This window comes from Acinetobacter sp. ACNIH2 (assembly GCF_002934965.1).
Taxonomy (GTDB): Bacteria; Pseudomonadota; Gammaproteobacteria; order Pseudomonadales; family Moraxellaceae; genus Acinetobacter; species Acinetobacter tandoii.
Genome location: NZ_CP026412.1, coordinates 2764148 through 2785481, shown reverse-complemented (window position 1 = coordinate 2785481; position 21334 = coordinate 2764148). Strand labels below are relative to the sequence as shown.

16 protein-coding genes are annotated in these 21334 nt (G+C 39.0%); 6 read left to right on the top strand and 10 right to left on the bottom strand.

The genetic code is table 11. The features are described from left to right. Positions 1–28: 28 nt before the first annotated feature. The 6 genes from C3F34_RS13095 to efp form a co-directional block, all read right to left on the bottom strand. Positions 29–2056: a transglutaminaseTgpA domain-containing protein gene (locus C3F34_RS13095; RefSeq protein ID WP_044740302.1), complete on the bottom strand. Its 2028-nt coding sequence runs from the start codon at positions 2054–2056 to the stop codon at positions 29–31. A gap of 3 nt (positions 2057–2059) precedes the next feature. Continuing rightward, complete coding sequence (locus tag C3F34_RS13090) at positions 2060–2965, bottom strand: DUF58 domain-containing protein (RefSeq protein WP_416333178.1); 906 nt, start codon at positions 2963–2965, stop codon at positions 2060–2062. Between the two features lie 20 nt (positions 2966–2985). Continuing rightward, positions 2986–3945, bottom strand: a complete 960-nt coding sequence (locus C3F34_RS13085) for an AAA family ATPase (RefSeq protein ID WP_416333177.1) — start codon at positions 3943–3945, stop codon at positions 2986–2988. An 86-nt stretch (positions 3946–4031) separates the two neighbouring features. Next, positions 4032–4334 carry a YbdD/YjiX family protein gene (locus tag C3F34_RS13080; RefSeq protein WP_044740299.1) on the bottom strand — a complete coding sequence of 101 codons (303 nt, stop codon included), beginning with the start codon at positions 4332–4334 and terminating at the stop codon, positions 4032–4034. 45 nt (positions 4335–4379) lie between these two features. Beyond that, positions 4380–6479 carry a carbon starvation CstA family protein gene (locus C3F34_RS13075; RefSeq protein WP_104441774.1) on the bottom strand — a complete coding sequence of 700 codons (2100 nt, stop codon included), beginning with the start codon at positions 6477–6479 and terminating at the stop codon, positions 4380–4382. Between the two features lie 170 nt (positions 6480–6649). Next, on the bottom strand, positions 6650–7219 hold the full coding sequence (gene efp / locus C3F34_RS13070) for an elongation factor P (RefSeq protein WP_016166692.1): 570 nt from the start codon (positions 7217–7219) through the stop codon (positions 6650–6652). Positions 7220–7309: 90 nt separating this feature from the next. On the opposite strand from efp, the gene epmB reads away from it, so the two are divergent. Genes epmB through C3F34_RS13055 form a run of 3 tightly spaced genes read left to right on the top strand, consistent with a single transcriptional unit; the run spans position 7310 to position 12179 of the window. Next, entirely contained in the window at positions 7310–8326 is a 1017-nt protein-coding gene (epmB, locus tag C3F34_RS13065) for an EF-P beta-lysylation protein EpmB (protein WP_044740297.1), read from the top strand. A gap of 14 nt (positions 8327–8340) precedes the next feature. Next, a complete protein-coding gene (locus C3F34_RS13060) occupies positions 8341–10086 on the top strand; it encodes a hypothetical protein (RefSeq protein ID WP_026441062.1) in 1746 nt (581 codons plus the stop codon). Beyond that, a complete protein-coding gene (locus C3F34_RS13055; protein WP_104441773.1) occupies positions 10068–12179 on the top strand; it encodes an EAL domain-containing protein in 2112 nt (703 codons plus the stop codon). The genes C3F34_RS13060 and C3F34_RS13055 overlap by 19 nt, the downstream gene beginning before the upstream one ends. An 83-nt stretch (positions 12180–12262) precedes the next feature. Here the strand turns inward: C3F34_RS13055 and rpmE are convergent, their stop codons facing one another. From rpmE to C3F34_RS13035, 4 genes are all read right to left on the bottom strand, one after another. Further along, complete coding sequence (gene rpmE, locus C3F34_RS13050; RefSeq protein WP_016166696.1) at positions 12263–12490, bottom strand: 50S ribosomal protein L31; 228 nt, start codon at positions 12488–12490, stop codon at positions 12263–12265. 201 nt (positions 12491–12691) lie between these two features. Next, on the bottom strand, positions 12692–13669 hold the full coding sequence (locus C3F34_RS13045) for a bile acid:sodium symporter family protein (RefSeq protein ID WP_016166697.1): 978 nt from the start codon (positions 13667–13669) through the stop codon (positions 12692–12694). Positions 13670–13829: 160 nt separating this feature from the next. Continuing rightward, positions 13830–14231, bottom strand: a complete 402-nt coding sequence (gene gloA, locus C3F34_RS13040; RefSeq protein ID WP_016166698.1) for a lactoylglutathione lyase — start codon at positions 14229–14231, stop codon at positions 13830–13832. Position 14232: 1 nt separating this feature from the next. Next, positions 14233–16392 carry an AmpG family muropeptide MFS transporter gene (locus C3F34_RS13035; protein WP_104441772.1) on the bottom strand — a complete coding sequence of 720 codons (2160 nt, stop codon included), beginning with the start codon at positions 16390–16392 and terminating at the stop codon, positions 14233–14235. Between the two features lie 182 nt (positions 16393–16574). Here C3F34_RS13035 and C3F34_RS13030 point away from each other — a divergent pair, with 182 nt between their 5' ends. The 3 genes from C3F34_RS13030 to C3F34_RS13020 all read left to right on the top strand — a co-directional run bounded on the left by C3F34_RS13030 (position 16575) and on the right by C3F34_RS13020 (position 21286). Next, entirely contained in the window at positions 16575–19217 is a 2643-nt protein-coding gene (locus C3F34_RS13030; RefSeq protein WP_044740294.1) for a Lon protease family protein, read from the top strand. 238 nt (positions 19218–19455) lie between these two features. Then, positions 19456–20415, top strand: coding sequence for a hypothetical protein (locus C3F34_RS13025; protein ID WP_104441771.1), 960 nt, complete (start codon positions 19456–19458; stop codon positions 20413–20415). A gap of 4 nt (positions 20416–20419) precedes the next feature. Beyond that, on the top strand, positions 20420–21286 hold the full coding sequence (locus C3F34_RS13020; RefSeq protein WP_044740292.1) for a histone deacetylase: 867 nt from the start codon (positions 20420–20422) through the stop codon (positions 21284–21286). Positions 21287–21334: the final 48 nt, after the last annotated feature.

Genomic DNA, 21334 nt, shown 5'->3' with positions numbered 1-21334 from the left:
ATATGTCACGCATAATATTCAGTTTTTTTCACTTAGACAAGATCTTTCTTTTATTTTTCAATACAAACGTGCAAGTTTTAAGCATTTCAGCAAATTGTTCAATCTCTTGCTCACTATGCTTCGGTGCATACATAATCTTTCGGTGTAAATGCGCGATATTTTCAAAGATCTGGATATCATCCATTTCTATTTCATCACTAAGGCGGTGCATCCAAACAGTGATTGTTTCAGACTCCTGCTTACGTAAATCATGCTGTAATTTTTTAGAAAACCGCCAAAGTAAACGATCAATTTCAGAGATATTTTTCCATTTTAGATAAACGATAAAAAGAAAATACCCTGCTAAAAGAGATAAAACACTTAAGACCAATACCATAACCATTGCATAGGTTGAACGAATACCTAAACGAGTTAACCAGCTTTGTTGTGATTCGGCATTATAGCCAACTACCTTACTTTGCCATTGATAGCTTGCATAATCACTCCAAATACGCATTTTTTTTAGTAAAGCATACTGCTGATAACTCACATTAGACCTTTCTGCTCCCCAAACATTTTGCTCAGCATCCATATAGTTTTGCATCCCTGAGTCTATGCGCTGTGGTGCAATAATCGCTGTCGGATCAATCCTCATCCATTTACCATGCAACTTTACTTCTGTCCACGAATGAGCATCGAGTTGTCTAAGTTCCCAACTTTTACCATCGGGTGCTAAATCTCCTCCCTGATATCCCACGACAATACGTGCTGGTAACCCCACATATCGCATCAATAAAGCAAAACTTGATGCATAATGTTCACAGAAACCTTGCTTCGATTGAAAAAGAAAATCATCAATACGGTTCTGTCCCAGTAATCCTGGCTGTAGGGTATATGCAAAATGTTGGTGCTTATACCAATCAATAACATGATGGATATATCGTTCTGGATCATGACCCGCTTGTTCAAATAATTGCTTTGCTAATTTTTGTGCGCGAAGATCCAAATGCGCTGGGTATTTAGTGGTACTTTTTCTAGTAGTTGGATCCTCTTTAACAAAATCAGCAAGAGTGCTTTTTCCTAACCACTGTAAATCTATCGGTTCATTCAACTGTACAGCGCGATTTGGCACGATACTGCCATCTTTTTTTAAGAAATATTGGGGATTATTCGGGATCGATTGATCCAGCCCCATGACCCAACTGCTCTGCGGATCCGCTGCTAAATATCGATATTTAAACTGCGCGTGCTGAACCAGTCGTGTCTGATTTTCAGAGTTATAATTTTGCTGATTAAATGGGCTACTGGTCCACGTTTGACCATCATAGTGATCGAGTACCATCGCTCGCCAATACAGCTCTGAACGTGGTGGTAGCTTCGACATATCCCCCAAAATACGGAATGCTAAAGCACTGGATTGAGATAATTCTGCAATATCTCCTGGAGACATGCGATCACTCATGCCTGTAACGGCTTTATTTTCAGGAAGGGGGATATGCCATAACGGCGGTAAGCGTGGAAAAAATAAGAACAGCAACACAAAAAAAGGTAGCGCGAGGCCTATGAACTTTGCAACATGTTTTAAATCCTGCTTAAACCCACCTGTTATGCTCTCTTGATGCTGAAAACCTGCGGTTTGAAGCCGATATAACCCCATAAAACAACTAACTAAACAGGCAAGTACGATACTTGCCATCCAGATGGACTGGCTAAATAAAAATGAACTCGCAGCCACGAATAAAGCAAAATTAAAAATAATAATGACATCACGCGTATTTTTAATTTCTAAGGCTTTTGCAAAAAGAAACGTGGTTAATATAGCAACTCCAGCCTCAACGCCAATAAAGGTGCCATAGCTAAAATAAATGCTCGCAAGTGCTGCGAGTACCCCCAAAGCTGTCCACAATTTTGAAAAAGCGTGTAATTCACTTTGTCTAAAATGAATATATAGCGTTGTAATCGCAGTCAGTAGAAGTGCCGAAAGCATTATTGGCAAATATGCAGCTTGCGCTATCAAAATTAAACTTAAGCTTAATAAAATGGTTAATTTGACCGAAGAGCTAAGTGTATTTTTCATTATTTAAGCCTGTGCCAGCAACCGTTTAGCTTGTAGCATTTGTTGCTCCCCAAGCCCTTTGACCAGTTCAGCATGTGGTAGAAGTAAACGATAAGCATATTGCTGTTGCTCACATTGTTCGACCAGCCCCATCATCAAACTCAACTTTTCTTCATGATCTGTACTCGGCATATGTAGATAATCAATATCTATGCTATGTAAATCATCATGTTGCTCAAAAACTTTCACATAAAGCCCTTGTCCTCGCGCCACCTGCTTCCAAGAAACAGCTTGGATAGAATCACCTTGTCGAAAATCGCGTAACTCTCGAAATTCATCCAAATCTAATTCCTGTGCTTGTCGTGAATACTGCTGTTGCATTATTGAATATTGAGCATGAGGTGCAATCCAAGATTGCCCTTTTAAATACATATAAGTCCATGCCCGAACTAATCCAAAAGGATAGACTGAAAAAAGCTTGATTGTAGGATATTCAAATGCTCCACGTTTATTTGCTTTGAGTTCAATTACATAGCAATATCGAAGATCTGCAAACATGATCCGATGTATCTGCGTATCAACACTCATCCATAAATAACGTGCTTGAGGTTGAGACTGTTTAAAGTAGAGCTCTAAGCTTAAAGGCTGCCCCACTTGCCCCAGTTCCGTATAGGAAACTTCAATCTGCAAACCATGCAATTGCTTAAAGGTAAGATAAAAACTAATACATAAAATGGCACTAATCAGAAAACAAAAACCAAGAATTAAATTATTGGCATAATTTACCCCCGCAATAAAGGTAATTAAAATCAATACCAGATATAAGTAACCTTGCTGATACATAAAAACCAACACATCTTTTTGCGTCAATGCTTTCTGTTGCTCAAAACTAAATCTTTTTTTTGTCCATTTCGACCACAATGACTGAATCAACGTAAATTTCCTTGCCATTAACTGATCGGAATCTGTCGCATAAGCTGTGCAGTTTCACTTTCACTAAGACCTATTCGATGTGCCGTAACCGCAACAAAAACAGCTTGGACATCATCCGCAGTGACGAAACTACGCTGTTCGATTAAAGCATGTGCTTGTGCTGCTTTTTTTAATGCCAATAGCCCGCGTGTTGATAAACCGTGACGCCCTTTACGGCTTTCTTGCGCCAAATCTAGAAGATAATCCATGACAACATCACCCAAATAAACCTGCTGCACCAAATGTTGTAATTGCAATATCTCATCTTGCTGAAAGACTTGTGCCAAAGTTGAAATTAAAACTTGTCTTGAATCTTGCTGTAATAATAATTTTTCTGCTGAGCGCGAAGGATAGCCCAGAGACAACCGCATTAAGAAGCGATCTAGCTGAGATTCAGGTAAGGCGTATGTTCCACTCTGAAATAGCGGGTTTTGTGTTGCAATCACCCAAAACGGTTGCGGTAAGGCATAACGAATCCCATCGACAGTAACCGCACCCTCCTCCATCGCCTCTAATAAAGCACTTTGCGTTTTCGGGCTACAACGATTGATTTCATCAGCCAAAAGAATTTGAGTAAAAATTGGACCGTGTTTAAACTCAAACATATGCTCTTTTTGATTAAACATATTGACGCCAATCACATCACTCGCCAACATATCATTGGTAAACTGAATACGTTGAAATTGCAGACCTGCAATATGTGCCAAAGCACTTGAAAGCGTGGTTTTTCCTAAACCGGGTAAATCTTCAAAAAGTACATGCCCACCTGCCAACAAGCAGCTCAACGCCAACTTGGTTTGTTGCTCTTTATCTAAAATAATCTGGTTAATTTGAGTCAAAAAAGTCTGAACTTTACTGGCATAGGCTTGAATTTTGGCATCTATTTTTCGTGTGTCTTCTGCTAAGTGCTGCTCTTCTTTCTGTTTTGCCCAAATCACAAATGTTCCCCAATAAAAACGGTGCATGATTAACATACACCGTTTTCAACTTTTTCCAAAGGAATCAGTGACTTTCTAAATGTCCATCAACACGGACATTTCTTTAAATTGCCACCAGCCGTCGGATAACGTGAATCTATACAATGACGATAAAAGGTTTTTGCATCCATTGGCGTTAAATCAGGATGGTGCTTTTTCATATGCTCCACATAATTTTCATAATCTGGAACACCAACCATCAACCGAAAGCTTTGCTGTAAACCCTGCCACAATGTTGTAATTCTTGACCAATTTTTTGGCGAAAAAATTAAGCCTTTTTGCGACATGATGGTCATCTTGATGATTTTATAAATCACCGTTTTACCACCTTTGGCAAATTTAAGATTCATCTTACTCACCTCACCTTATATACTTGCAAAGTCATATCGCAAAAATTAATGTGACTTAGAAATTGTGACTTCTTCAGGATCTGCATACACAGCTGGCGCTTCATTAACCGTTGGAACTGGGCTTGCCAATGCACGACGAATTACACCAATCGCAGCAAAGATCATCACCACTGCCACAATCATAAAGAATGCACAAAGCGCAGCATTGATTTGATTCGACAATACAATCGTTTGCATTTCTTCAAATGTTTTCGCCGGTTTTAAAATTTCACCCTTCGCAATAGCAGCTGAGAATCTATCTGCTTGCGCCAAAAAACCAATTTTTGGATTTTCATGGAAGATTTTTTGCCAACCTGCCGTCATACAGGTAATGATTAAGAAAACCGTTGGGATAATGGTGACCCAAACATATTTCTCTTTCTTCATTTTAAACAGAATGACAGTACCCAAGATCAACGCCATAGCTGCCAACATTTGGTTACCAATACCAAATAACGGCCATAAACTGTTAATACCACCGAGCGGATCGACTACACCTTGATAAACGAAGAAACCCCACCCAGCAACTGCAACTGCTGTCCCAACCATGTTTCCAAAAAAATTGTGTGTGTTTTTAAGTGAAGGAACCACAATACCTACAGTATCTTGCACCATAAAACGACATGCACGTGTACCCGCATCAACCGCAGTTAAAATAAACAATGCTTCGAATAGAATCGCAAAGTGATACCAGAATGCCATCATCGAACGGTTATTAAAAATTTCCGTAATGATGTGTGCCATACCAATTGCAAACGTTGGCGCACCACCTGTACGTGAAAGAATGGTCGTTTCACCCACCTCTTTTGCAAGCAAACTTAACGTTTCAGGGGTTACAACAAAACCTAAATTTCGCACAGCCTCAGCTGCGGACTCTACAGTTGGACCTAGTACTGCAGTCGGTGCATTAATTGCAAAATACACCCCAGGCTCAAGCACAGTCGCACAAATCATTGCCATAATCGCAACAAATGATTCCATCAACATACCACCATAACCAATCACACGAATATTCACTTCGTTATCGATCAATTTAGGCGTAGTTCCTGATGAAACTAAAGCATGGAAACCTGAGATTGCACCACAAGCAATGGTAATGAAAAGAAATGGGAACATAGAACCTGCAAATACAGGACCAGTTCCATCAACAAAATGCGTCACAGAAGGCATTTTCAACATCGGCATTGCAACCATAATTCCGACTGCAAGTCCTGCAATGACCCCGATTTTTAAGAATGTAGATAAATAATCACGCGGTGCTAACAATAACCACACAGGTAAAACAGACGCGACAAAACCATAAATAATCAAACACCACGTTAACTGTACGCCTGTTAAAGTAAAAAATGGCCCCCAGTATGGATCTGCAGCAACATTACCGCCATAGACAATTGCCGCCATCATCAATACAAAACCAATGATGGAAACCTCTGCGATCTTACCTGGACGCAAGTAACGCATGTAAATGCCCATGAACAACGCAATCGGTATTGTTGCAGCAATAGTGAATACACCCCAAGGACTATGTGCAAGTGCTTTGACCACCACCAAAGCCAATACAGCCAAAATAATGATCATTACGCCCAGCGCGCCAAGCATGACCACAATACCAGCAAATGAACCCAACTCCTGCTTTGCCATTTCACCCAGTGATCGTCCATCACGACGGGTTGAAATAAACAAGACTAAGAAGTCTTGAACAGCCCCAGCAAGAACAACACCCACCAACAGCCAAATTGTACCAGGCAAATATCCCATTTGCGCTGCTAGAATCGGCCCGACTAAAGGACCTGCACCCGCAATCGCCGCGAAATGATGACCAAAAAGTACATATTTATTGGTCGGTACATAGTCCAGACCATCATTTAAACGATGAGCTGGGGTTAAGCGTCTTGGATTCAGTTCAAAAACTTTGGTTGCAATAAATAAACTATAAAAACGATAAGCAATGCTGTATACACAGATAGCAGCTAAAACTAGCCAAACTGCGTTAACATGCTCGCCTCGACTAACCGCTAATATTCCAAAAGATACCGCGCCTATAATCGCGACTAAACTCCAGATCAATTTGGAAGGGAGTGTAGATTTTCGTTGAATCGTATCCATTCATGACCTCATTTAAGATTCATTAAGCAGTTTGATTTTCTTGTTCGCGTTATATCTGCCGAATTCCTTGTCGACTTTACTCCTTCTACTTTAGTCTGCCTCTACGACTTTGGCATAAAAAAAGGGATGATTTTTCATCATCCCTTCGATAATAGTCTATTTTTAAACCATTATGCACGCTCTAAATAATCACCCGTACGAGTATCTACACGAACGCTTTCTTCTTGCTGTACGAATAATGGAACACGCACTACAGCACCAGTTTCCAATTTCGCTGGTTTACCACCACCGCCAGAAGTATCACCACGAACGCCTGGATCAGTTTCAACGATTTTTAACACCACGAAATTCGGCGCACTTACATTTAATGGCACGCCGTTGAACAACATAATCGTGCAAAGTTCATTTGAATCGTCTTTTAACCATTTTGCAGCATCGCCCATTGCTGTTTTATCAGCCGCGATTTGCTCAAAAGTTACAGGATCCATAAAGTTCCAAAGTTCACCATCGTTGTACAAGTAGTTCATTTCTACTTCTACAATGTCTGCACCTTCAAGAGAGTCACCAGACTTAAATGTTTTTTCTAAAACTTTACCTGTTTTAAGGTTACGTAATTTAACACGGTTAAACGCTTGACCCTTACCAGGTTTTACGTATTCGTTTTCCATGATTGAACATGGGTTACCATCAAGCATCACCTTAAGGCCTTGCTTGAAATCATTTGTAGAATAATTGGCCATGACTGGCACACTCCAAACTTGCTAACTTAAAATCTGTTAATGCTAGAATAGTCTATTAATGCTAGACTAGCACTATTTTTAACACGTGGCATGATAAACTATTTGTATCAAGAGCAAAACTGGCAAACTCAACTGAGTGACTTAATTACAGACCCTTTAGAGTTGCTTGAGACGCTCCAGTTATCACCAGACCAATTATTATCAGGGGCAATCTTAGCTTCTGAACAGTTCAAATTGCGTGTTCCACGTGCGTTCGTCGGAAAAATGAACATCGGTGATGCCTTAGACCCACTTTTACTGCAAGTCCTTCCTCACCATTTAGAATTAAATGAGCATCCTGAATTTGTGACCGATCCATTAGGTGAGGAACAAGCCAATCAGCAACCTGGCGTATTACATAAATATAAATCGCGTTTTTTGCTCACTTTAACAGGCGCATGTGCAGTACATTGCCGTTATTGTTTTCGCCGACATTTTCCTTATCAGGAAAACTTACCTAAAAATGACGATTGGATCAATATTCGTGCTTATATCGAAAGTCAGCCTGATGTAAACGAAGTAATTTTAAGTGGTGGTGACCCGCTTACTCTCTCGAATCGTAAATTAAAATTATGGCTGGAACGTCTAGAATCTGTCCCACAAATTAAATTTTTGAGAATTCATTCACGAGTTCCTATTGTAATCCCCAACCGTGTCGATGAAGAGCTCGTTTCTTTATTAAAAAACAGTAGGCTACGCATAATTCTGGTGGTACACTCAAACCATGCAGCAGAATTAGATGATTTTACCTGCGCCAAACTTGAGACATTGGTTCAGAATCAAATCACCGTTTTAAATCAGTCAGTGTTATTAAATGGGGTTAATAATTCTGCACAAGTTTTAGTCGATCTAAGTTATCGACTATTTGAAGCTGGCGTGATGCCTTACTATCTGCATGTTCTTGACAAAGTCAAAGGTGCGCAGCATTTTGATTTGGCTTCAAATGAAATCGATGAAATTTATAAAGAGGTTTTAGCAAGCTTACCAGGTTATTTGGTACCTAAACTTGTCAGGGAAATTGCGGGCGAAAAAAACAAAACACCGCTTTTTGGAGTTTCAACTTTCTGAGTTAAATAACAATTATGAATATGAGCACCGCAGAAATGTTTCAAACGCCAACTGAATTAAAGTTGGATAAATTGAGTTTTTGCCAAAGCACGGTGACGGACATTCAGGATTGGGTGTCCAATTTATCTATTTTACAATTAGGTGACTCTTCTCGTGCACTATTTAATGCCCTACTTGAAATTTCTGAACTTCAATGTAGTGAAACTCTGCGTTTTGATTTAATTCATGCTATTCATCCGACCATTGAAAATGTATTAACCAGTTTAGAAAAACATTTTTTTAATCAAGGTCTAATTACAACGGATCGAAATGACCATATTATTGAATTGGCCATGTTATTACGCAGTTGTTTTGCAAAAACATATATTGATATTGCGAAACGCTGTGACCAACAACTGAATCAGCAAAAATTCTCCCTTTTTGCTTTTAGTCAAAAGAAAAACTTGCAAACTGCACGTATTCTCGCAAGTTATTATGGCTTACAACAGCTTGCTCAACTCTTGTATCAACAACAAATTCTGTATACCAATCCACTGTCTGGTCAATGGTTAGTAACTCATCAGTTAATGGAAAGTGCGATTCAACATAATTTTAATCAAACCAACATTAACCAATTGCAAGGTACGCAACACCAACTACAAACGATTGGTCAAATCTATGCACAAATTATTCTTTTAGACATCCTAAATCCGCATCAGATTCGACCATCCGAAATTCAAGGGCTGTTCTTATGTAGTTATGATTGGGCAAAGTTAATTCAGGTTTTACCTAAAGAAACGACTTTATCACGCTATATTGTAGATACTTCTTTAGACCATCCACCTGTATTTAACGCGCATCAAAATAGTAGTTTTAATCCATCAATTTATATTTCTACTCAGAATCTATTAGATCACCTTACTGAAGCTCAAGGGAAGCATGGTGAATATCTATCTCGAAATGAGAAAATTTTCCTCACCCCTGCTTTACACTTCCATATTCATAGTTTACTCACAAGTAATGCTGAACGCCGCCATGAGCGTTATGAATATTCTGCTCAATTGCATATCTGCTTCGGCTTAAATGTTGCCCATTTCTATTTATCGAAGGGCAAAAACTTTAATGAAACACTAAATTTAGATGCACATTACGGTCTGCAATCTGAAAGTAATATTTTTAGCTCTATGAATGATCATAATCTATTAAGTACGAGCAATATTAAAACTTTAGATCGTGAAGCAAAACAAATTTATCCAGCTGAAGTTCTTGATATTAGTGTCAATGGTTACCGCATTAAGTGGTCTGGGAATACCCCAAAAAACTTAAAAACAGGTGAATTTATTCTGGTACAAGAAAATGCTCAAAGTGAATGGCGTGGTGGCGTTGTCCGTTGGATTAAACAATCGACTGAGAAAAGTCTTGAACTGGGACTTGAAATGCTTGCACAAGATATTTTCCCATGTGCAGTTTACGTAAAGACTGATCGTAATACAGGCAACTACTATCCAGCCTTATTAGTTCAAACTGCCGAGTTGAATGAAGTGTCAACCACCCTCATTTTACCCGGTTCACACTTATTCAGAGAAAAACAAACGATTCATTTACGCTTAGAACAAGATGAACTGAAAGTTTATTTACTAAAAGCACATTTAATTACACAAAGCTTTATGCGGTTCGATTTTGAATTACTAAATGATCAACAAGAACATTTGGTTGAAAATTTTATTCGGAAACAAACCAACGAAATTAAGAATCATGATTTATGGGAAGCATTGAAGTGAGAAATCCACTATTGTCCAAAAAGTTAAAACGTACGGAAACTCGTTTACTCATAATCGATGACAACCAAATTCGTTTTAACAAAATCTGTGATTTATTAACGACAAGTGAACATCAAGTACACGCTTTTTTATTAGATGACTTACAAACTTTCGAAAAGCAACTCCATTTAAATTGGGATATTGTTATTTTCGGTCGTGCCTACGATTTAAAATATGAACAGGCCTTAAGTCTTATTCGTCTGTCTAAGCAACCTGAATTACCGCTTATTTTACTCAAACCTGATGATTATGAGCCGAACCAATACGTAACCTATATTCGAAAAGGCGTCTATGATGTCGCCAATTTAGATTTTCCAGATCGATTTTACTTGTCTTTATTACGTGCGCTCTCTTTTAGTCGCCTAAATCAAGGCCAACAACATCTCATGCAAGAGCTTGAAAATGTACAGACACAAGCACAGGCATGGGTAAGCGAAAGCAATAAAGCTGTTGCGATTATTCAAGAAGGAATTCATATCGGAGCCAATGAGGAATATCTTCATCTCTTTGGTTTAAAAAGTGAAGATGAAATTATTGGTCTGCCTTTACTGGATGTATTACAACCGCAAGATCTGAATGATTTTAAACTACGCTTTAAAAAAATATCGCAAGGGCAATTAGATCAAGGTCGTTTTGAGCTGACGACACTCAATAGTCATGTCCAAACAAATCCTTTAAAAATTGAGTTTTTAGCAGCCGTTGAAGATGATGCCCTACAAATCACGATTGAGTTAAATCAAACTGAACACACTACATCGGCTCAGCCTACGGTTGCCCAAGTTGAAGCCCCTGCCGCACAACCCAATACCTATCAACTGATTAACAGAACCATTGCCAAGCAACCTGCTGATTTCAATGCGCTTGTACTTTTTTCACTTGCATCTTGTCCCGAATCTATATTTCAACAAGACTGGGCAACCTCAAATGCCTATTTTTCGAATATTCATAGCTTCTTAAAAGAACAAACCAATGTTCCATTGTTTAAGGTCAACCATGCGTTATATGCAGGTCTATTCCAAGGTTCTAGTGAAAGTGTGTTGGAATCTAAACTGATTGGATTAAGTGCTTTATCTAAGCCACAATTATTAGGTGTAAATCAACAAACCTTCCCATTAAATTTAAGAATGGGTTATACGTTAATTCAACACAATATAAAGGATGAGCAACAGTTCCAACAGCTAATAGAACGAGCGTACAACACAGCTCTACCATCTGGGCAAGAACAAAATAATATTGAACTTAACCCAATAGCCCATCCTCATATTGAATTAATTGATTCTCATCTGAATTTGCAAGAACACTCTAGCTTATTAAAAGCACTGCAAAAGAGTTTAGAGCGGGGTGAAATTCATCTTAAATATCAACAACTGTATGATAAACAAGATAGTAACCTATACACCTACGAAGTTACCAGCGGCTTCATTTACAATAATGCTTGGCAAGATATTACATCAATTCGTGAACTTGCAGATGACCCAGAATTCTCGATCAAACTGGATCGTTGGATTTTAGTTGAGGCATGTAAACAGTTACATAACTTTATTACCCAATATCCTGATGCTAAAATTATTGTCAATTTAAACAAAGAAGTTCTCTTCTCTGACCGTACATTCCCTGCATTTATTGCTAAATTAATTACGATTGTGGGTAGCAAACAAAGTCACCCGCTCATTTTACAATTCTCTGAAGAAGATATTGCCAAGAATCTAAATGATGCACAAAAATATACAGCTCAATTAATTCAGAGCGGTGCAGAAATATCATTACGTGAATTTGGTAACTCGATTTATAGCGAATCTATTTTGAATCAGATGAGTATTAATCATGTGACGTTGCATCATCAGTTAGCACAGATGCTTGACTCAGACAAATCTACTGAAGAATTACAAGAGCGTATTAATCATTTCCATGAAATTAAAGCAACACAAATGTTATTACGTGAACTGAATAATATGACGATGTTCGCCAATGCATGGAATGTGGAAGCACGCTATCTGCAAGGTGACTATTTCCAGAAAAAACTGGATCATTTAATTGATGTACAAGACCAATAGGTCTTGTACTTTTATCTTATTTTTTAATATTTCTATAGACATAAAAAAACGAGCCAATGGCTCGTTTTTTTTCAACTGGGGTATTAGTCGCGTTTGATAGAACGAGACATACCAGCAAAACGTTGCTTGAATTTGTCGATACGACCACCAGTGTCAACGTTCTTTTGCTTACCAGTGTAGAATGGGTGGCATGCAGAACATACGTCTAAGTAAAGAGCTTCTTTACCAACAGCTGAACGAGTTTCAATTACGTTACCGCAAGAACAAGTAGCTACTAATTTTTCATATTTTGGGTGAATATCGGCGCGCATGGTCGATTACTCCTAAGTGTAAGAAAGGCTTATGCTGTCATCGCAATTGACCACTCTTGCATATTGCAAGGAAAGCTTTAAAGCAGGTCAACACCACAACAGACCATTCTCTTGGCCCACCGAGACGGATACCGTCAGAGCTAAGCACAACAAGTGGACATTATTATACGCCAAATAAATCCAGATAGCGAACTATTCTCTTCATTCGTCTGGATTTTGTTTCGACCAACGATTTGCAATGATGCCACACACCATCAACTGGATTTGGTGAAAAATCATAATTGGTAAAACAATCATCCCTAAAGGCTGACCAATAAATAAAATTTGCGCCATTGGAACACCACTAGCGAGCGTCTTTTTGGAACTACAGAAAAAAATTGCAATTTGGTCTTTACGGTTAAAACCGAATACCTTTGGAAGATAATAGGCCAACAACATGATTACGGTTAAAAAGACCGAACATGCCAACACCAAAAGCAACAAGGTTTGCCAACTCACTTCATTCCATAATCCCGCAACGACTGCACTACTAAAGGCGCCATAAACCACCATCAAGATCGAACCTTGGTCAAAGCTTTTAACCAAGCGCGGTACTTTTATCATATGTGGGTAAACGAGTGGGCGAAACAATTGTCCCAAAACAAAAGGCAGTAACAGCAATAAGGTAATTTGAATGATGGAGGATGTTGGATCAAATTCATGTTCCGATTTGCCCAGAATAAACACACTCACCAATACGGGGGTAATAAACATTCCAATGATATTAGAAAATGAAGCACTACATACCGCGCTGGCGACATTGCCTTTGGCAACTGAAGTGAATGCAATTGATGATTGTACGGTAGATGGTAGGAAACACATGAACAAGAAACCCCAATAAAGCTCTTGCCCTAACATTGGTAACAGGACAGGTTTTGCAAGTAAGCCTAAAATTGGAAATACTGCAAAAGTGAAAGCAAATACCAATACATGAAACTTCCAGTGCATAATCCCTTGAACGATTGCTTCACGGGAAAGTTTCGCACCATGTAAGAAGAATAATATTGCAATTGCAATCGTAGTAATGACATTAAAGAAATGGGCAGCCGAACCAGAGACAGGAAGAAAAGATGCCAGTACAACCATGGCAACTAAGAGTAAAGTGAATCGATCCAAGGCAAGAAGCTTGAGCATGTTCATTGCTTAACGTCCTGTTATATATATTTTAAAAAAGTAAAGATGAAATAAAACCCAGTAGACAAATTTTACCCGTAGGTCAACTTCATCTTACTGGGCTATTTAAATATTGCTAGCTTTTCAACTGCTATATTCGATATTTAGTTAATCAATAACACGATACTTAGTTATTACGTGCATTTGAATCTTGCTGAATCAACTCAATTTTATAACCATCTGGATCTTCAACAAAAGCGATCACGGTTACACCGCCTTTCATTGGTCCTGCTTCACGTACAACTTTACCGCCACGTGCTTTAATCTCTTCACATGCTTTATAGGCATCATCAACCCCAATTGCAATGTGACCATAAGCATTACCTAAATCGTAGTGATCAGTATCCCAATTATGTGTCAATTCAAGCACTGTGTTATTGGCTTCATCGCCATAACCGACAAATGCCAGTGTGAAACGACCTTCTTCATAATCACGTTTACGGAGCAAAGTCATACCCAGCACTTCGGTATAGAACTTTAATGACTGTTCTAAATTGCCTACACGTAGCATCGTATGGAGCATTCGCATATTATTCATCCTTCAGTTGAAGTTGTTTGTTTTGATGATCACGGAGTAACTTCGCGACCCAAACCACCAGAATTAAAATTGGAATTCCAATTAAAGTAGTCATCAAGAAAAATTTCGGATATCCAATATTAGTCACTATAGTACCCGAATACCCTCCTAAAATTTTAGGTGTAAGGGTCATCAGTGAACTAAAAATAGCGTATTGAACGGCGGTAAAAGAAACACTCGTCAGACTAGAAAGAAAAGCGATAAATGCAGCCCCCGCCAATCCAGAAGCCAAATTATCGACAATAATCGCAAAATAAAGCCATAACGTACTATACGATTTAATCACCTTACCTGTAATTTGCACATTTTGCTTCGCATCTACTGAAGTGAGTATCGGGTCTATCGTCAACTCTAAAGCGGATTGTTGCTTAGATAGTTGATAAGCATGGCTAATCTTGACGACTTCAGACGCATTTAGCGTATTTAATTGAGCTGTCACCTGCTTATTTTTGGCATTTTCTAATAACTTGCCATCAATCGCACCACTAAAAATGCCTTGTGCATCTAGTTTTGCAGGATATTCTTGACCATCTAACCATAAGCTGATGGGTTGCTCTGGTTTTAGTTGTGCAACATCAACACCTTGAATCTGGCCTTTCACCACAACAGATTGCTGAACCTCTTTCGGGCTTAAAGCATTATCCGCAGTTAACGGAAATAAGATAATGGCTTTAGTCGCTGAACCCATTAAATAAGGCATCTCTACAGATGATTTTTCATCAGACTTATCAGCAAATGCAACTGAAGCATGAATTTGATTGGACTGACTCAGTACTTGAGCTGGAACATTCAGCTTCCAATAACCCACTTCATCTGCCTGAACTTGATAATGCTGTGCACCAATCGAAACGTCGACTTGCTGCAAAGGTTGACCTGATTTTACCAAGCCAATAAAAATAAGATTGGTTGAACTTGCAAGAATGGCACCAACAAACATCAGTTTCATGATATTCATCCGCTGCGCCAATAAACCACCTAAGAAACCGCCTAAAAGGCTAAAAATGACACCGTAAATTTTCACGGCTTCAGCAATTTGCTCTTTGGTGAAATTTAGATCTTGATAAAAGACATTGGAAATCACACCAGCAATAATATCGGAAATACGATAAAAACCAATCAATAACAAAAGAACTAGAGCGAGCTTTACCCCATAACGTCTAAAGAAATCTGCAATCGGATTGACCCACGTTTCAAATGCCATTTGCTTATTCACTGCACCCATTTTGACTAACACTGCACCGACAATCAGTGCTATACCCCCTGAAGCCAGAAAACGTAATGCCTCAAAACAAAACAGTAGAAATGAATCTTTGATCGCCAAAAATGCAACCAAGGCTTCGATTAAAGTGCCAGAATAAATATAGGACAAGACAAAACTAATAACAGCAACAAAGAACACCATGACCAAACGATAATAGTCTGAACGTTGATATTCTTTATAAACACGATTGACTAGGGGTTCTCGAATAATCAAGGTCGTTAGAATACCCACCAACATCACCGCTGCCATGGCAAGATAAGTTGTTTTCCACGCAGTATAAATATAATTGCCTTTCGCAGTACCTAATGACGCCGCCAGAAACAACGCTCCTGCACCCGCCACAATCATCCCAATGCGATAACCCGCATTATAGGTCGATGCCAAAACCGTCTGCATTTCGGTTTCTGCCAGTTCAATACGGTAGGCATCAATGACAATATCTTGCGTTGCCGCAGAGAAACCTAACAAAACTGCGCCAACTGCCATTTGGTACAAATAGCTTTGTCCTAAAGCAGGATCTGAAAATGCCATAATACAAATGGCACAAATAATGAGGCATTGCGCAATCAGCAACCATGCACGGCGACGCCCTAGCCGCTTGGTTAAAAACGGAACGGGAAGTTCATCAATCAAGGGAGCCCAAACAAACTTAAAGGAATAACCCAAAGCTGCCCAACTAAAAAAAGTCACAGCACTTTTTTCAATACCTGCTTCACCAAGCCATAGAGATAAACTAGAGAAGATTAGTAAGATCGGAATACCGGCTGAAAAACCAAGGAACAACATAATTGCTGCTCGCCGATCGAGAAATGCCTGAAATGCCGCTTTCCATCCATTTGCTTGAGTTGTCATTCGGTTATTATTTTCTACAAAAAATCATGTGTGCTATTCAACCGTTTAAGTGCTCTGGTTTCAACAGTATTTATGAAATGATTACGGTATTTTGACGAGAAAAACAGCGGCATTGCTTGAATTTTTCCACTAAACCTGTATACCTTAAACCTCTACCGCAATATTTTGTTTTGGATTTCAAAGTGACCCAAAAACTTGAACAGATGAATTCTTCTTTATCCACCAACCTTTCAAATAATAAAGCACGAGATCCGCAAAACCACCTGATTACTGCCTTCGAGCAAACCGAAATTCAAAATACCTTCAATCAAACACGTTTAAAATCAGAACAACTTACCCATATCCCAAATTTAACCAACATTCCGACTTCAACTAAACGTATTAAACCGCTCAATAATTTTCTTGGACAAGACCGTGCACGTGCTTCTGTAGAAGCAGGCATTGCTTTACCGTATTCTGGCTATAATATTTTTGCTGTAGGTACTGCGGGCTTAGGTAAACGCACCATGGTTAAACGCCTGTTGCAACAACACGCCAAAACCATGCCCACACCAAATGACTGGGTTTATGTCAATAATTTCAAGTCATCTCGCCAACCGATTGCGCTTCAACTCCCTGCGGGACAAGCACCCAAATTTCAGGCCCTACTACACCAAACATGGCAAACCATCTTAAAGCAACTTGAACGTCGCTTTACGACTGAAACCTATCACAATCGTATTGAACTAATTCGCCAACAAACAGGTGACGAACAACAACAAGCCCTAGTTGAATTAACCAAAGAAGGCGAAGAACTCAGTTTGAAATTAGTCACGCGCCATGATGAGCACTGTTTTATTCCTGTGCAATTTAAAGACGATCAACTACAAGAGATGTCGCAAAAGGATCTGGATGCATTAAATAGCAAACAGCGCGCAGAAATTGTCTCAAACATGCGCTATATGGATAAAAAGCTTGAGCGTTTAGGTCTGCACTTAGGTGATCTGGAAGATGACGCACGTGACAAAGTTCAAGAACTGAATCGTGAAATTGCCAATCAAGTGGTCATGCCGCGTATTGATCTATTACTTAATAAGTTTTCTAAAGTTGAAGGTTTAGCCGAATACTTAAAACTTTATGCAGAAGACATTATTAACAATGTTGAGATTGTACTTGAGCAAGAAGAAGATGATTTCACACCTGGACTGTTTAGCCGAGTACCAGCACGTTACCAAGCCAATATTATTGTAACCTATAAGCCGAATAGTGGTGCGCCTGTCATTTTTGAAGACTTCCCAACCCACTACAATTTATTGGGGCATGTCGAACAACTCACACAACATGGCACAATTACCACTGATTTCACGCTGATTCGTCCAGGTTCATTGCATAAAGCCAATGGGGGTTTCCTCATGCTTGAAGCTGAACAATTACTCGAACAACCTTATGCATGGCAAGGTTTGAAGCGTGCACTCAAATCTGGAAAATTAAAGCTTTCTTCGCTTGAACACATGTTAACGCTTACGGGCAGTATTTCTATTGAACCTGAAGCAATACCGCTCAATATCAAAGTCGTATTATTGGCAGAGCCAGAAGTCTATTATGAAATTTTGGAGCTCGAACCTGAACTCGGTAGTGTATTTAAAATTCGTGCCGATTTTACCGACACACTGCAACGTAATGACGCCAATGAACAAGCTTATATGCAGTTGATTGCAGATTATGTACAAGCTGATAAATTATTACCTTTTGATCGCTCAGCCTTGGCTGCTTTGCTCACAGATTCGAGCCGCCAAGCCGAAGACCAAAGCTCCCTCTCGCTCCACGCGTTGACTTTGGGTGACCTAATTCGTGAAGCTCACCATCATGCTGTACAAGCAGGCGATAAAATTGTAGCTGACAAACATATTAATACTGCCTTACAACATCGTCAGTATCGCTTAGGCTATTTGCGTGAACTGTATTGGCAAGATCTCTCCCGTGGTACACAACTGATTGAAACACGTGGTCATCGCTTAGGACAAATCAATGCTTTATCCGTCATCCACTATGCAGATGTTGAATTCGGCTTACCTTCTCGCCTAACAGCCTCCGTTTATCAAGGGGGTGGCGATATTCTTGATATTGAACGTAGTGTTGAACTCGGTGGCTCATTACATGCCAAAGGCGTTCTTTTAATGTCGAGCTTCTTAAAAGCACATTTTGGTCGTGAGCAAATTCTGCATTTCTCTGCCGCCCTCGCCTTTGAACAAAGCTACGGTCAGGTCGATGGCGACAGTGCAACTGTTGCTGAGCTATCAGCGCTCATTTCTGCAATTAGCCAATTACCTATTGATCAGTCATGGGCAATTACTGGCTCTATGAACCAATTAGGTCAAGTACAACCTATTGGTGGCGTCAATGCCAAAATTGAAGGCTTCTTCGATGCCTGTAAACTACAAGGACTTACAGGTAAACAAGGGGTTATTATTCCACGTCAAAACATGCAACATTTAATGTTACGTCTTGATGTGCGCGAAGCCGTTGAACAAGGTCAATTCCATATTCATGCCATTGAAACGATTGATCAAGCCCTTGAAATTTTAATGGCTCGACCTGTAGGCACACTCGATAAAAAAGGTCGCTATAGCAAAGGATCAATCTACGCTGCGGTCATGGAACAGCTTGAATATTGGCAGGCAATCGAAGATGGTGCAGAAATTGAAGAAGCGCCAAAGAAAAAAAAGAAAAAAGCCAAAAAAGATAAGAAAAAAGCCAAAGTCCCTGAGCAATTGACTGATGAATTACTTAAAGAAAGTAGTGAAACAGTAGAAGTGTCTGCAAGTGAGCCAAATCTTCAACACTAACTCAATCTGAACCCTAAAGAATGACCAGTCTTTCGAGGCTGGTTATTTATATTCACTTTTGAACAAAGGTATAAAAATCATCCAATATAATGAATAAAAATAGTATAAGTGATTTTATTCAAATATTTTTTTGCTATTGTATGACCTTATAAATCTCTAATAAAACTTGAGAATAAATCAGACATTTCATTTAAAAGAAATGTACTTCAAAATGTTTTTGTATAAAAATGAGGCAAGGATGAACGAAACCGATCACGAAATTATTCAATTGTTCAAACAACATATTCATCCGCTATCATCTAAACTTACCGAAATGCTCAATGAGCATTTTTCACATCAGACAGAACGCCGAGGCTGTGGCTACACACAGGCCACTCGAGTATTGGCTGAATACATCAATACCACTCGATTGCCACAAGATTTTTCTGATTTAAAACTTTTTAATCAATTTGAAACAAAAGGATTAAAAACTTTGCTGGAGCAATCTCAGTTCGCAATTTCAGATTGGCATAATTTAGATCTAAATCATGCAGCACATACACTTCCAGACTCAACGCCTGAACAGCTTAAGTTGGAAGTACAGCAGCAAATTAAACTGCAACAAAAACTCCGTGGAATTTCTTCACAGGCAACATTAGAAGAAAGTAAACTTTTATGTAGTTTAATTGCCGATATTATTTTACCTAGAACGTCTGCACAAACAGGTCTAGTCGAATTAAAAGCTTTAGAGGAAAAGCCTAAAGTGGGTTCATGCCCAATGGCAGAAAATTTCTTCCTTAAAATTGCGCATGGTCGTATGCTTAGACAAGGTGAAATCAATATTTTTGTCGATGAACAACAACAACCGATTTTATTAGAAAAATTAAATATGGGAGATAATCACTCTTGTATTAGCTTGAAACCTGTTTTAATGAATGGCGTATGTTTACCCGCTGGATCATTATTTTCTGTGAATTATGATCGTACCCTCATTCAGGAAAAATTAGCCAATCAAAAATTTAAAGGCTACGTTATACCTTACTCAGCCATTAATGGATTTTGGTTTTTACGCCTTACAACCTTAGCTGTTTCCCCAGAAAATCGTGAGCGAGCTTTTACAACACATTATAAACAGCAAGTTGATAATGGCTTATTTAGTCCAGGAACGACTCAACTCCAACAATTACGTGATATTGCATTAATGCAGATTCAAGGTTAGTCCGATGCTTCAGGTTTGTTACTCTCCGCAGTACTTCGCACAAACTCATACCAATAGTATGGAGAAATTAACTGCGGTGGCTGAGGCATTAAAACCCTTAGGCATAGCAAATTTTCATGAGCCTCATCCTCTATCAATAGAGAGTTTAAAGCAATTACATGCTCCTGAATATGTCGATGCATTTCATACAGGAAGTCCTGAAAAGATGGCAACATTTCAGGGCTTTAAACCTTGGAACACGCAACTTAGAGATGCTGTTTATCAAATTAATGCAGGACAGATTCTCGCAGCTGAATTAGCATGGAAACATCAAATTTCTGCCAATATTGCTCAAGGATTTCATCACGCTATTTATGAGTTCGGTAGTTCATTTTGTACATTTAATGGTTTAGCACTCATCGCCCAAAAATTTCCTAATAAACGTATTTTTGTACTCGATTGTGATCAACACGGAGGGAATGGAACAGCTGAGTTTACCAAGCGATACGAGAATCTATTTAATTATAGTATTTATGGACTTGCCTTTGGCTGCCCCACCTACGAACGTTCTGAAACCAGTCACATACATAAACATAGTGGGAATTTTAGCCAATATATCCTCGCCATTTATCAAGCCTTTAAAAGGGCAATTGAATGGAATGCCGATCTAATTGTTTATCAGGCTGGCATGGACTGTCACCAAAATGATCCTTGTGGTTCTACTTGGTTTAGCACTGAGTTAATAGAAAAACGGGATGAGATGATTTTCAGATTAGCTAAAAAACATCAGATTCCTTTGATGTTTGTCTTGGCTGGTGGCTATCAAGCCCTGCCTGAATTAGTTCAGCTCCATTTAAGCACTTTTAAAACTGCACACCAAATTTATTATTAGAATAAGAACCAAAAAAATGCCAATGTGAGTTACATTGGCATTTGAATA